The following is a 13,726-nucleotide window of genomic DNA, read 5'->3' as shown; positions in this document are numbered from 1 at the left end:
AAAGAAAATAGTCTAACTTAGGCAAAAGGAAAATATGCTTGTATTAAAAAGGGGGAATGTATAAATGGATGGAACGAAAAAATTATCAACTGCAATCGGCTTCGGTATCGTTATCCTATTAATTCTCGCAACAGTTACTAGCATGATTATGGCTCTTTTATTAAAATTTACAGATATGAATGAAGGAACATTAGCTGTTACTATTTTTATACTAGCACTTTTATCTATGCTTATATCTGGGTTTACTGCCGGCAAAAAAGCACAAGGGAAAGGTTGGCTAGTAGGCTTCTCAACAGGACTTACATTCACTATACTTGTTTTTCTAGTTAACTATTTAGGCTTCTCTCAAACTTTATCGAACTCGCAGTTACTTTACCAATTAGCATTAATGGGCGCGAGTACACTTGGTGGCATTTTCGGTGTAAATATGTCCAAACAAAATAACTAAAAAAAGGCCCTGCACATTTCATGCAGGGCCTTCCTCATTAGTTTTTCACAACTTCACGAATCGCATTACGATCGAAAGTTAAGTGTGAACCGCCAGATTTAATAACGATTTTCGTCTCATCTACTGATTCAATTGTACCGTGTAAACCACCGATTGTTACGATAGCATCACCTTTTTTTAACTCACTTTGCATTTGAGCAACTGCTTTTTGACGTTTTTGTTGCGGGCGAATTAATAAGAAATAGAAAATCGCAAACATCGCAACGATCATAACGATATTCATCATACCTGGATTCATCTTTTGTTCCTCCTTTTAAATTATGTATTAGAAGTTTTTAGCATTCGGTTTATTAAAGCCATACTGTTCAAAGAATTCTTCGCGGAAATCGCCAAGACGGTCTTCACGAATAGCTTGTCTCACCTGCTCCATTAAGTTTAACAGAAAATGAAGGTTGTGATAAGACGTTAAACGAATTCCGAACGTTTCATCACATTTCATTAAGTGACGAATGTACGCACGAGAGTAATTTTTACATGTATAGCAATCACAGTTTGGATCAAGCGGACCGAAATCTCTTGCGAATTTCGCATTTTTGACAACAAGGCGGCCTTCACTTGTCATACATGTACCATTTCGAGCGATACGAGTTGGAAGTACGCAGTCAAACATATCAATACCACGAATTGCACCATCGATTAACGAGTCAGGGGAACCTACTCCCATTAAGTAACGTGGCTTATTATCTGGAAGAAGCGGCGTTGTAAACTCAAGTACACGGTTCATAATATCTTTCGGCTCACCTACAGATAAACCACCTACCGCGTAACCAGGGAAGTCCATTGAAACAAGGTCTTTTGCACTTTGGCGACGAAGCTCTTCGAACTCCCCTCCCTGTACAATACCGAATAAACCTTGATCTTGTGGACGTTCATGTGCTTTTAAGCAACGCTCTGCCCAGCGGCTTGTACGCTCTACAGATTTCTTCATATATTCAAAAGTAGCTGGGAATGGTGGACACTCATCAAATGCCATCATAATATCTGAACCTAATGCATTTTGAATTTCCATCGCTTTTTCTGGTGATAAGAATAATTTATCTCCATTTAAGTGGTTACGGAAATGAACGCCTTCCTCTTCAATGCGACGGAAGTCACTTAAACTGAATACTTGGAAACCACCAGAGTCCGTTAAGATTGCACGATCCCAGTTCATAAATTTATGCAAACCGCCTGCTTCACGAATGATTTCGTGACCTGGACGTAGCCATAAATGATACGTATTACTTAAAATAATGCCAGAATCCATTGCTTTTAATTCTTCTGGTGACATTGTCTTAACTGTTGCAAGCGTACCAACTGGCATAAATGTTGGTGTATCAAATGAACCGTGTGGCGTATGTACACGTCCTAAACGGGCACCTGTTTGTTTACAAGTTTTAATAAATTCATAACGAATTGCTGTCATAATTTACTCCTTTTATTTGTTTCCCATTTTAGCGTGAGAGGCAACGAACATTGCATCACCAAAGCTAAAGAAACGATATTTTTCTTTTACTGCTTCATTATAAGCATGAAGTACATTATCTCTGTTTGCAAATGCACTTACAAGCATAATTAATGTTGACTTCGGTAAATGGAAGTTTGTAATTAAACCATCAATTGCTTTAAATTCGTAACCTGGGTACATAAAAATGTCTGTCCAGCCAGAAGCAGCACAAAGCTTGCCGTCATGATCTGTCGCAATTGTTTCTAACGTACGAGTTGAAGTCGTACCTACCGTAATGATACGTCCACCATTCTCTTTTACACGGTTTAATAATGCCGCCGTCTCTTCAGACATATAGTAATATTCTGCGTGCATATGGTGTTCTTCAATCGTATCAGCAGAAACGGGTCTAAATGTTCCAAGCCCTACGTGAAGTGTAATAAATGCTAACTCAACGCCTTTTTGTTTTAACTTCTCCAGTAACTCTTCTGTAAAATGAAGTCCTGCAGTCGGCGCTGCTGCTGAACCGATTTCTTTCGCATATACTGTTTGATAGCGATCACGATCTTCTAGCGTCTCTTTAATATATGGAGGAAGTGGCATTTCTCCAAGTTCATCTAAAATTTCATAGAAGATGCCGTCATATGAAAATTCAAGCTGACGTCCACCTTGATCTGCAGTTCCTGTGCAAGTTGCTTTTAATTTTCCTTCGCCAAAAGAGATAACAGTTCCTTCTTTTACACGTTTCGCTGGCTTAACAAGCGTCTCCCACTTATCGCCTTCTTCTTGTTTTAAAAGAAGTACTTCAATGTGTGCGCCTGTATCTTCTTTCACACCATGCAGACGAGCAGGCATTACTTTCGTTTCATTTAAAACTAAGCAATCCCCCTCATGTAAGTAAGAAAGAATGTCTGTAAAATGTTTATGCTCAATATCGCCTGTTTCACGGTCTAACACCATTAATCTTGATGTTTCACGCTCTTCTAATGGGACTTGTGCAATAAGTTCTTCTGGTAAATGAAAATCAAACAGATTAATATCCATAACTATATCCACCTATTTCTTATTTGAATCGATTTATTATATACATAATAAAAGATAATACAATACTTAACACAATACATGTAATGATAGGAAAATAAAAGGTAACGTTTCCTTTTTTCACAAAAATATCGCCTGGAAGTCTTCCAATGAACTTCCAAGCTAAGCCAACAACGATAAGTAAGATCCCTGCTGTAATAAGCAATTTTGGCATCTCCGTCATACTTTTGGCATCTCCATTCCGAAATGCTCATATGCAAGTGGCGTTACAATTCGCCCCCTTGGCGTTCGTTGTAAAAAGCCAATTTGTAATAAATACGGCTCATACACATCTTCAATCGTATGAGATTCTTCTCCAATCGTTGCCGAAACCGTTTCTAATCCAACTGGACCACCACGGAACTTCTCAATAATACCAAGCAATAATTTATGGTCAATATGATCTAGACCTAATTTATCTACTTGCAGTAGTTCTAACGCCATTTGTGTAATTTCCATCGTAACCGTTCCGTTACCCCGAACTTGTGCGAAATCTCGTACACGTCGTAATAAACGATTCGCAATACGAGGTGTACCACGAGCACGTCTTGCAATTTCTAGTGCAGCTAATGAATCAATTTCAACTTCAAATACTTCTCCTGTACGTTCCACAATCGCAGAAAGCTGATCTACTGTGTAATACTCTAATCTTGAAAGTACACCGAAACGGTCACGTAATGGCGCTGATAATGCTCCTGCACGCGTCGTTGCTCCAACTAATGTAAATGGCGGTAAATCTAAACGTACAGACCTTGCTGACGGTCCTTTTCCAATTACAATATCAAGGCAAAAATCTTCCATTGCAGGATATAGTACTTCTTCAATTGATCTATGCAAACGATGAATTTCATCAATAAATAATACATCCCCTGGCTGAAGTGCTGTTAAAACAGCCGCTAAATCACCTGGCCTTTCAATTGCCGGTCCTGAAGTTGTTCTAACATTTACGCCCATTTCATTGGCAATAATATTCGCAAGCGTCGTTTTACCAAGACCTGGTGGTCCATATAAAAGCACGTGATCTAGCGTCTCTTCACGCATTTTCGCCGCTTCAATAAACACCTCTAAATTATGTTTCGCTTTATCTTGGCCAATATACTGACGGAGCGTCTGTGGCCGTAATGAATATTCTAAATCCGCATCTTCATATGCAGATTCCCCTGAAAGGAGACGTTCGTCCATTATACTCACCTCTTACCATTTAGTAAAAGACTAAGTGCCTTTTTAATATACTGATCCGTCGTTAATGATTCTTTTAATAACTCTGGTACAACGCGAGAAACTTCTCGTTCCGCGTATCCAAGTGCGCGCAGAGCTTCCAGCGCCTCATCAAGCTCAGCTGACGAACCTTTCTTCTCATCAAAACGTTCTTCGTCTGAGAATAAATCAACAAATGCATCTGGTACAACGTCTGCTAGTTTTCCTTTTAAATCTAAAATCATTTGGCGCGCTGTTTTCTTTCCTACGCCCGGGAACTTCACTAAAAACTTCTCGTCCTCATGTTCAATTGCTTGAACGACCTGTCCTGTTTGACCAGAAGCTAATATTGCAAGAGCGCCTTTTGGTCCAATACCAGACACACCTAACAACTTTGTAAATAATAAACGCTCTTCACGTGTTTTAAACCCGTAAAGCGCCATAATATCTTCTCTCACATAATGATATGTATAGACACGGATTTCTTGCTTACTTCTTTGAAATACATACGGATTCGGTGTGAAAATTTGATAACCAATTCCATTATGATCAATTACGACATATTCCGGTCCTACATACTCCACGTAACCTGTAACATATTCAAACAAAATACGATCTCTCCCTCTTAAATCATGTATTCCATTTTAACATATTTAATGATAGAAAAGCGAGACTGCCCCAACAAATGTTCTCTATTTGAAACTTCTGTTATTTTCATTGACAGAAAGGTTAAAGCACATTAATATACAGAGGTCGATAATGATTATCAATACTAATTAAAGGAGTTACATCAGGATGAAACGTAAGCTATTTATTTTATTTACTATTATGCTAGTTGTTCTTTCTATCGTTGGCTGTTCTTCTCAAAAAGAAGAATCAAAAGCAAAAGAACAACCGAAAACAAAAGTTGTAAAACATGCTAAAGGGGAAGCTACAATTCCAGTAAATCCAAAGAGAATTGTTGATTTATCGGGCTCAACAGAAGAATTATTACTTCTTGGACACAAACCTGTTGGTACAGCAAATACATATAAAGATAAAATCCAAAAGCATTTGACAGAAAAGCTAGACGGAGTAAAAGCAGTAGGTTGGTATTGGGCACCTAAAGTTGATTTAGAAGCTGTTACTGCTTTAAAACCAGACTTAATTATTTTGAACAATCGTCAATTAAAAATTTATGATCAACTAGAAAAAGTAGCACCGACAGTTGTTCTAGAAACAAACTTAGAAGACTGGCGCGGTAAGTTTAAAGAAGTAGGTAAACTATTTGACGAAGAAAAGAAAGCCGACAAATGGATTGCAGACTACGATAAAAAAGCCGACTCTTTATCTAAAAAGATTAAAGAGAAAACAAAAGATGAGAGCTTTATGTTCATCGCAGTTACACCACAAAACTTCCGTGTATACGGTAGCTTCGGGTACGGTGACATCATCTTTAACGACTTAAAACTTCCAGCAACAAAAGGTACAGATTTAAAACAAACGATGGCGCAAGTATCGCTAGAGGGTCTTGTTGCATTCCAACCTGACCAAATGTTTATTGTAAACTTTGGCGGTGAAGCTGATAAAGTTTACGAAGACTACAAAAACAGTGCCGTTTGGAAAGACAATAGAGCTGTAAAAAACAATCACGTATATGAAGTATCAAACGAAATCTTCAATACGAAAGCTTTCAATCCAATCGGAAAAGATATGCTAATCGATGAAATCGCAAAACAAATTTTAGATAAAAATAAATAAGAAAAAAAGCAGCTCACCATGAGCTGCTTTTTTTCTTATTTTGCACTGCATATTGTTTCATTTTTTCAATCGTCTTCACAAAACCTTCTTTTGATTTAATACGAATACCACGTTTCAATTTCGCACGCTCATAACTCTCAAGCTTTTTCATATCAATTTGAAAGAAGGAATGAATCGCATTATCGCTTTTCGGTACACCTTTGAAAATTTGTAATATCCCTTCCTCTGACACTCCAAAATAACCGCTCGTTTTTAATAACGGAGAAATATCGTCAACTTTCTTTTGTAATACGATTTGTACATCATCACGATCAACGAGCTGCCATTCTTTATATTGCTGTAAAAACTTTTCTAAGTCTGCTACTTTTTCTGTAAAGATTTCCTCACTTACTTCTCCATCAACATACATTCGCTCTAATAAAATTGTAACTTGAGGGTCTTTCTCTGTTACTTCTGGTACTGGCCCTTCCGCCTTCGCATTCGTTCCATAAACGAAACAAAACATCATAACGAAAGCTTGCATCGCAATCAGTATCCATTTCATTTCCGTTCACCTCTTTTAGGCAAGATCATACTTTCATTAGTAGTTTTTCCGGAAATGGGGGTTTTATCCCTAATTCATAGATTACTCACATCAAGAATTATAGAGTTCAATTATTCCTATTTATATTCTGACTTTTATTCAAATAAAAAAGGGAAGATTGGATTCCTCCACTCTTCCCATTACATTCATATAAAATGAAAGACGCCTGCAAAGCAGGCGTCTTGATGCGTTTACGGCGAGAGACCAGGCGACCACATTCGCGTGTTTAGCACTTAAGCATATCTCTCGTCTTACGTAAATTAGCTCATCGCTTTGCTAATATAACATTAATAAAGTATAAGTGCAACATGTTTATAAAAATATTTTATTTCCTCTTTCATCCAAACAAATTATATGTAAATTATAAATTGATAAATGCAATATATATGTTACAATTAATATAACAGCGAAATCATCATAAACAGGAGATGGATATTGTGAAAAAAATAAAAGATGAACGTCTCATTCTGCAAACATTAAAAAATATACGTATTGCCTTTCTTTTTCAATCACTTGGTATAATTGGAATTTTAGGCTATATCGGATTCACTGAAGGACTAGATCAAATTACGAAATCTCCATTATGGCTATTATTTATTCTTACGAGTATTGTGCTTAGTTATTTACAGTTAAGCGTTTCAATTGATGTAGAAGAAAGCAAAAAGGACATCCAATTAACTCCTTACTATAAACTTGTCTTTCGCTCCCTTATCGTTGGAATTATTATGGCTATTATTTATATTATTTTCAGTCCAGAAAGACCTCTCTTTGAAGCTATTTTAACAGGTGGCATTCTCTTCATTTGCTTTTTAGGTTCTTATTCCATTAGTTATTTTATTAAAAAGCGTCGTTTACAAGATGACGATGAATAAAGAGGAAGGGGTAGCCCTTCCTCTTTTGTTATCGCACTGTACCAGTTAAACCGTAACGAATGTCTCGGAACATATTCACTATGTCACGATTAAAATCGTTTGTAACTGTACCGTTACGCAAGCGTGTACTCATTGCATCGACACGAGTAAACATGTCATTTCTTACAGATACATATACGTTTCTGTTTCCAACTTCATTTGAAACCGCTTGACGAATTTCGTTCGCCATTGCCGTTTCATTTGTCACTGTGTTACGTGGTTTTACCGCAATCGCCACATCGTTTCCATATACAACTGTAGACACACGGTCTACGTTATTCATACGTTTCACACGATTTGTAATTCTTTCTGCAGTTTTACCATCATTGTTAATGTATGAATTGTTCATTGTAATATTACGTGTTGGATGCGGATTAGCAATTTGACCGTTGTAATTTACATCACGGTAATAGTTATATCCTGTATCGTTACGACCATTTCTATATGTTACATAGTCTGTATAACGATCGTTACGCGTCACATTATCACGATACTGGTGTGTATCATTATAAGATGTACGCTCGTAATTGTAGTTACGTCCATCCATTGCATTGTTTTTTGGTGTACCACATGCAGCTAATGCACTAGTAACTAACAAAGAAGCAGCAATCACTTTTACTTTCGTATTCAATACAAAAACCCCCTCTGTTAGAATGAACTTCTCTTCTGAAAAGCTCCCTCTTATGATGAGTAACAGAGAAGGTTTTTACACTGTTAATATTTCACTGGGGATTTTCTAACATTTGGTGTAAATCTTCCGTTTCCAGAACGAATCTACATACAAAAAAGGTGGGAATCATCCCACCTTTTTTAAACTTCTTCTTCATCCTCTTCTTCTGAAACTGGCTCCCCAAATACATTTGGTGGATCTGGTTGATAATACATCGTTCCTGGCTGTGGTGCATATGCGGATTGAGTTGGTTGATAATATAAAGGATTCGCGTATTGTGGCCCTCCAGGTTGCGGACTATATAGCCTACTCTCTCCTCCGCATCCACAATCTTCCTCTCCTTGCACGAGCGGCGGCATATTATTATCTATCGGCATCATATTTGGATTTGGCATAGACGTATATTGCGGTCCAAACGGTGCTCCTTGCTGATATGGCATTTGATATGGATTTTGTTGTTGATAATACGGATTCGGCGGCATCATAGGCTGTTGGTACGGCATTTGATATGGCATCATATTCGGTGGTTGATTGTTATCCATGATTGGCATCATATTTGGCATTTGATTGTTATCCATAATTGGCATCATATTCGGCATTTGGTTGTTATCCATTATCGGCATCATATTTGGCATTTGATTATTATCCATAATTGGCATTATATTTGGCGGTTGATTGTTATCCATGATTGGCATCATGTTTGGTGGTTGATTGTTATCCATGATCGGCATCATGTTTGGTGGTTGATTGTTATCCATTATCGGCATCATGTTTGGTGGCTGATTATTATCCATGATTGGCATGATGTTTGGTGGCTGATTGTTATCCATAATTGGCATTATATTTGGCACTTGAATATTTGGTGGTATTACTTGTGGAATCACTACATTTTCTTTCGATACATTTGGCGACACTATGTTTCCTACATTTTCTTTCTTTACTTGCGGTGATACTATGTTTCCTACATTTTCTTTTTTTACTTGCGGTGATACTATATTTCCTACGTTTTCTTTCTTCACTTGTGGTGATACGATATTCCCTACATTTTCTTTCTTTACTTGCGGTGATATTATATTATCTTTTTTCGTTTGCGGAGAAATAATGTTATTAGGTTTCATTTTAGTAATTTGAGGAGCAATTAACTCGCTTCCTTTTTTAATTACATCTGAAATTTTATATTCTTTTTTCGTTTTTATTGGTGGTTGCGGCGGCTGCGGTAACACATTTACCGAAAACTTCGTATTTTCTTTTTCCGCTGGTTTTTGTTTTTCTATAATAGGTGGTTTTTGAATCACTGACGGTTTTTCAACTGGTTTTTCTTTTTGAATTGGCTGTTCTTTTTGCACCTCTTTTTGCGGTTTCACCTGTATTTCCTTCTGTGGTTTTACCTGTACTTCTTTTTGTGGTTTCACTTGCATTTCCTTCTGTGGTTTTACTTGCACTTCTTTTTGTGATTTCACTTGCATTTCCTTCTGTGGTTTTACTTGCACTTCTTTTTGTGTTTGTTGCATGGCAGGCTCTTGTGTAATTGGTGCTGATTGATACGTAACTTCTTCCTCGTCTTCTATTCCAAGCGGCGTTGGCGTTGCTGCAAATTCTTTTTGTTGCACTTCTTTTACATATTGTTTTGGAGGTGCTGAACCTGCTCCAGCATGCTGTTTTACGTGTACACTGTTTGATGGTACTTTAATTTTCATACCTGGCATAATTAAATCTGGATTGCTAAGTTGTGTATTTGTTTTTTTCAACGTATCAAAATCCACTCCGTACTTTTTCGCAATTTTCCAAAGGGTATCCCCTTTTTGCACGATATGAATTTTCAAATTTTCCCCCTCCTGTATAACTTATCTATAAGTAACAAATCTCATGAAGTAACCCTTTCTAAATAACGTTAACCTCTTTTCACTTGTATCACTTCTTCGATTTTCGATATCATTAGAAGCGGAATAAGTATAAGATAATCGCAATGATTTCTTCAAAACAATGTATGCCCATTTTGTTCTCGTTATGATTATATGTACGAAAAAAAGCAACGGGAATCCGCTGCTTTACACACGCTCTAACATACGATTTAATGCAAGAACCGCTTCTTCAGTTACTTGTTTATCTACGCTAATGACGTTAATTTCTTCTCCTTTTTCTATCGTTTCAAGTGCCCATAATAAGTGCGGCAAATCAATTCGGTTCATCGTTAAACACGGACACATAAAGGGGTTAAGTGAAACAATTTCTTTATCTGGATGTTGTTGAATAATTCGGTTCACTAAATTCATTTCTGTACCAATCGCCCATTTACTTCCGGATGGAGCCGCTTCAATCATATCAATAATGTATTTCGTTGAACCTGCATAATCCGAAGCAGCTACAACTTCGTAGCAACATTCCGGATGTACAATAATATTCATGTCCGGATGATTTTTCCGTACGTTCTCAATGTTTTTCACTGTAAAGTTTTGATGAACTGAACAATGCCCTTTCCATAAAATCACTTGAATTTCTTCTATATCTCCATCGTACTCTAATGAATCAGTATGTGGATCCCATACTGCCATTTTATCTAACGGGATACCTAAATCGTACGCTGTATTTCTTCCTAAATGTTGATCCGGTAAAAAAACGAGACGCTCTTTTTGCGTAAACGCCCATGATACCATTTGTTTTGCATTAGAAGAAGTTACTGTTGCTCCGCCATTACGACCACAAAACGCTTTAATTGCAGCCGTAGAGTTCACATACGTTAACGGAATCATCGTATCTCCAAATAATTTTGTGAGCTCTTTCCACGCTCTTTCTGTTTGTTCTATATCTGCCATATCTGCCATCGAACACCCTGCACGCATATCTGGCAAAATAACAATTTGATCATCTGTCGTTAACATATCTGCTGTTTCTGCCATAAAGTGTACACCGCAAAATACAATATATTTCGCCTCTTTATTGCTCGCTGCAACTTGCGCAAGCTGAAGTGAATCTCCTGCTGCATCAGAAAATTGTACCACTTCATCTTTTTGGTAATGATGTCCTGGAATAAATAGCGTTTCCCCCATTTTTTCTTTAATTTCACGAACCCGCTTTTCCATATTTTCTGTTGACATCGTGTAATAACGCTCTGGTAACATCGTTTCAATCGGTTGTACTTTTTCTAAAATACTCATATTTCTTTCTCCCCCTCTAAGCCACTTTCCTTACGCCTCAATATTGAAACTAATATCAAGTGCTTTCACTGAATGTGTTAACGCTCCAAGTGAAATATAATCTACCCCTGTTTTTCCGTATTTCGATAAATCTTCAATGGTAATACCTCCTGAAGCTTCTGTAACAATGGCACTTGGTACAATCTTTGAAAACTCTCGAATCTCATCTGGCGTACGGTTATCAAACATAATAATATCCGCACCAGCAGCTACAGCCTCTCTCACTTGTTCCTCAGTTTCTGTTTCTACTTCTACTTTCACCATATGTCCTAATTTTTCTTTCACCGATGTAACAGCTTTCGTAATAGAACCAGCAAAAGCAATATGATTGTCTTTGATCATGACACCGTCATATAAGCCGAAACGGTGATTAAATCCGCCTCCGCATACAACTGCATACTTATCAAACATACGTAGCCCTGGCATCGTTTTTCGCGTATCACAAATGCGTGTATGGCTGCTATCTAAGGCACGAACAGCCTCGTATGTCATTGTCGCTATCCCACTCATACGCTGGATAACGTTTAATATAACGCGCTCTGCCGTTAATAACGATGCGATTGGTCCTTGGACAGTTGCAATTATTTCGCCTTTTTCTACAAGATCTCCATCTTTTTTATGAAGCTCCACTTTAATTCTCTCATCAATTAATTTAAACCCTTCTTCAATGACTAAACGTCCCGCAAAGACTCCTGTATCCTTTGCAAGAAACGTTCCTTTTGAAAGTAAATTATCTGGAAAAATAAGCTGAGATGTTACATCTCTTTCTCCTATATCTTCTAGAAAAAATCGATTTAATGCTTCTTTAACCTTTATCGTATTCATAAAGCCCCTCTTCCCCTCATTACACAAGTTGTAGTTTTCTTTTCACTCGAACGATTTCTTTTTTTACGCTATTTCTATGTGGGTAATCACTTCGATAATGGCCACCAATGCTTTCTTCTCTTTGCAAAGCTGATACGACGATAAGCTCACAAACTGTTAACATATTCATAAGCGTTATCTCTTCATTTGTAAGAACATCATGTTGTAATATCATATTTCGAACACCGTACTTACTAAGCCATCTCTTTGCATAAGATAAACTTTGCTCTGTTCGCACAATCCCAACATATTTCATCATGCATTCTTGTATTTCTTCTTTCGTCGGCAAATGATTCAAAACGATAAACTTCTTTTCCTTCTCAGCAAAGTTGTTCAATCTGTCTTTTGTCGCTTTCGTTAAAAGATGCTGTCCTATTCTTTTTCCAAACACAAGACCTTCTAATAATGAATTACTCGCTAATCTATTTGCTCCATGAACACCGTTACAAGCTACTTCACCGACTGCATATAAATTTGGAATAGACGTCTCCCCATCAATGTTTGTTTTCACGCCACCCATATGAAAATGAGCACCGGGTACGACTGGAATGCGTTTTTTAGTAATATCAACACCATTCTTTTTACACAATGCTGATACAGTTGGAAAACGTTCTTCGAAATTTTGAATAGACTCGATATTCAAATACACTTTTTCACCCGCCAAAAGCTGTTCATGAATCGCTCTTGCCACTACATCACGCGGTGCGAGATCATGATCTGGATGTATATCCATCATAAAACGCTGCCCTTTTCCGTTTATAAGGACAGCTCCTTCACCGCGGACTGCTTCAGAGACGAGACCGCAGCATCGCCCGCCCGCATATAACATCGTTGGATGGAATTGTACAAATTCTAAATCTACAAGCTCCCCACCCGCGCGGTACACCATCGCAAGTCCATCACCCGTAATTGTTTTGTCATTAGAAGTAAAAGCATACAAACCACCAATCCCGCCTGAGGCTAACACCGTATAATCTGCATCATAACGCTTCAACTTCCCTTCACTATCTCGCGTTAAAACTCCAGCACATTTTTCGTTTTCTATAATAAAATCAAGCACCATTTCCTGTTCCACTACCGTAACATGCGGAACTACTTCTTGAATGAAATGCTCTAATAAATTCTTTCCTGTTGCATCGCCACCTGCATGTAAAATACGCCGCTTCCGATGTGCACCTTCTTTTCCAAGGTGAGGGCCCGTTTCATCTCCATCAAATTTCATTCCATTTTCAATGAGATGATTCATTTCTTTCGGCCCTTCTTCAACTAAATAACGAACCGTATCTTCATTGTTATAATGACATCCTGCTACTAACGTATCTTCAAAATGATCATTTGGATTGTCATATGTAGCTACGGCTGCGGCAATTCCACCTTGTGCTAAATATGTATTATTATTACGATTTGTTTCCTTTGTGATAATAATCACATTCTTTTCGTGACAAATCTCTTTTGCAACACGAAGTGCCGCAACGCCACTTCCAATAATTAAGACATCTGCACTTGGCATAATTGTTGCCTCCTACTTTACACTTTTCAACTGTCTTGACACC

General features: G+C 37.6%; 14 protein-coding genes and 1 pseudogene. 3 read left to right on the top strand and 12 right to left on the bottom strand.

Features of this window, described 5'->3' with window-relative positions; all coding sequences use genetic code 11:
* The first annotated feature begins 64 nt into the window (after positions 1-64).
* Complete coding sequence (locus QCI47_RS05480) at positions 65-448, top strand: TIGR04086 family membrane protein (protein WP_000349147.1); 384 nt, start codon at positions 65-67, stop codon at positions 446-448.
* A gap of 37 nt (positions 449-485) precedes the next feature.
* On the opposite strand, the gene yajC is transcribed toward QCI47_RS05480, so the two are convergent.
* Genes yajC through ruvA form a run of 6 tightly spaced genes read right to left on the bottom strand, consistent with a single transcriptional unit; the run spans position 486 to position 4,819 of the window.
* Positions 486-746 (bottom strand): preprotein translocase subunit YajC, encoded by a 261-nt coding sequence (yajC, locus tag QCI47_RS05475; protein WP_001068066.1) that lies wholly within the window; start codon positions 744-746, stop codon positions 486-488.
* Positions 747-773: 27 nt separating this feature from the next.
* Complete coding sequence (gene tgt / locus QCI47_RS05470; protein ID WP_000125362.1) at positions 774-1,913, bottom strand: tRNA guanosine(34) transglycosylase Tgt; 1,140 nt, start codon at positions 1,911-1,913, stop codon at positions 774-776.
* 12 nt (positions 1,914-1,925) lie between these two features.
* Positions 1,926-2,978 (bottom strand): tRNA preQ1(34) S-adenosylmethionine ribosyltransferase-isomerase QueA, encoded by a 1,053-nt coding sequence (gene queA, locus QCI47_RS05465; protein WP_000354032.1) that lies wholly within the window; start codon positions 2,976-2,978, stop codon positions 1,926-1,928.
* A gap of 19 nt (positions 2,979-2,997) precedes the next feature.
* Entirely contained in the window at positions 2,998-3,198 is a 201-nt protein-coding gene (locus QCI47_RS05460) for a DUF2905 domain-containing protein (protein WP_000138162.1), read from the bottom strand.
* Complete coding sequence (gene ruvB, locus QCI47_RS05455) at positions 3,195-4,196, bottom strand: Holliday junction branch migration DNA helicase RuvB (protein WP_000344452.1); 1,002 nt, start codon at positions 4,194-4,196, stop codon at positions 3,195-3,197. Before ruvB ends, QCI47_RS05460 begins: the two co-directional genes overlap by 4 nt.
* Positions 4,197-4,201: 5 nt before the next feature.
* Positions 4,202-4,819: a Holliday junction DNA helicase RuvA gene (ruvA, locus tag QCI47_RS05450; RefSeq protein WP_000464508.1), complete on the bottom strand. Its 618-nt coding sequence runs from the start codon at positions 4,817-4,819 to the stop codon at positions 4,202-4,204.
* A 187-nt stretch (positions 4,820-5,006) separates the two neighbouring features.
* Here ruvA and QCI47_RS05445 point away from each other — a divergent pair, with 187 nt between their 5' ends.
* Positions 5,007-5,951: an iron-hydroxamate ABC transporter substrate-binding protein gene (locus QCI47_RS05445; protein ID WP_000823601.1), complete on the top strand. Its 945-nt coding sequence runs from the start codon at positions 5,007-5,009 to the stop codon at positions 5,949-5,951.
* Between the two features lie 13 nt (positions 5,952-5,964).
* Here the strand turns inward: QCI47_RS05445 and QCI47_RS05440 are convergent, their stop codons facing one another.
* Complete coding sequence (locus QCI47_RS05440) at positions 5,965-6,495, bottom strand: BofC C-terminal domain-containing protein (protein ID WP_000871180.1); 531 nt, start codon at positions 6,493-6,495, stop codon at positions 5,965-5,967.
* A 476-nt stretch (positions 6,496-6,971) separates the two neighbouring features.
* Between QCI47_RS05440 and QCI47_RS05435 the strand changes: the two genes are divergently transcribed.
* Positions 6,972-7,406 carry a branched-chain amino acid ABC transporter substrate-binding protein gene (locus QCI47_RS05435; RefSeq protein ID WP_071741864.1) on the top strand — a complete coding sequence of 145 codons (435 nt, stop codon included), beginning with the start codon at positions 6,972-6,974 and terminating at the stop codon, positions 7,404-7,406.
* Positions 7,407-7,434: 28 nt separating this feature from the next.
* Here QCI47_RS05435 and QCI47_RS05430 read toward each other — a convergent pair whose 3' ends face one another.
* The 5 genes and pseudogenes from QCI47_RS05430 to nadB all read right to left on the bottom strand — a co-directional run bounded on the left by QCI47_RS05430 (position 7,435) and on the right by nadB (position 13,683).
* Complete coding sequence (locus QCI47_RS05430; RefSeq protein ID WP_001093544.1) at positions 7,435-8,076, bottom strand: YhcN/YlaJ family sporulation lipoprotein; 642 nt, start codon at positions 8,074-8,076, stop codon at positions 7,435-7,437.
* A 1,705-nt stretch (positions 8,077-9,781) separates the two neighbouring features.
* Positions 9,782-9,938 (bottom strand): annotated as a pseudogene (safA, locus tag QCI47_RS30270) (SafA/ExsA family spore coat assembly protein); the annotation flags it as partial.
* Positions 9,939-10,163: 225 nt separating this feature from the next.
* Positions 10,164-11,270, bottom strand: coding sequence for a quinolinate synthase NadA (gene nadA / locus QCI47_RS05420; RefSeq protein ID WP_000025314.1), 1,107 nt, complete (start codon positions 11,268-11,270; stop codon positions 10,164-10,166).
* A gap of 30 nt (positions 11,271-11,300) precedes the next feature.
* Complete coding sequence (gene nadC, locus QCI47_RS05415; RefSeq protein WP_001092219.1) at positions 11,301-12,134, bottom strand: carboxylating nicotinate-nucleotide diphosphorylase; 834 nt, start codon at positions 12,132-12,134, stop codon at positions 11,301-11,303.
* A gap of 19 nt (positions 12,135-12,153) precedes the next feature.
* A complete protein-coding gene (gene nadB, locus QCI47_RS05410) occupies positions 12,154-13,683 on the bottom strand; it encodes an L-aspartate oxidase (protein ID WP_309422279.1) in 1,530 nt (509 codons plus the stop codon).
* Positions 13,684-13,726 lie beyond the last annotated feature (43 nt).

The sequence above is a fragment of the Bacillus cereus group sp. RP29 genome, from assembly GCF_040459765.1.
GTDB lineage: Bacteria > Bacillota > Bacilli > Bacillales > Bacillaceae_G > Bacillus_A > Bacillus_A paranthracis.
This window is presented reverse-complemented; position numbering and strand designations above follow the sequence as displayed.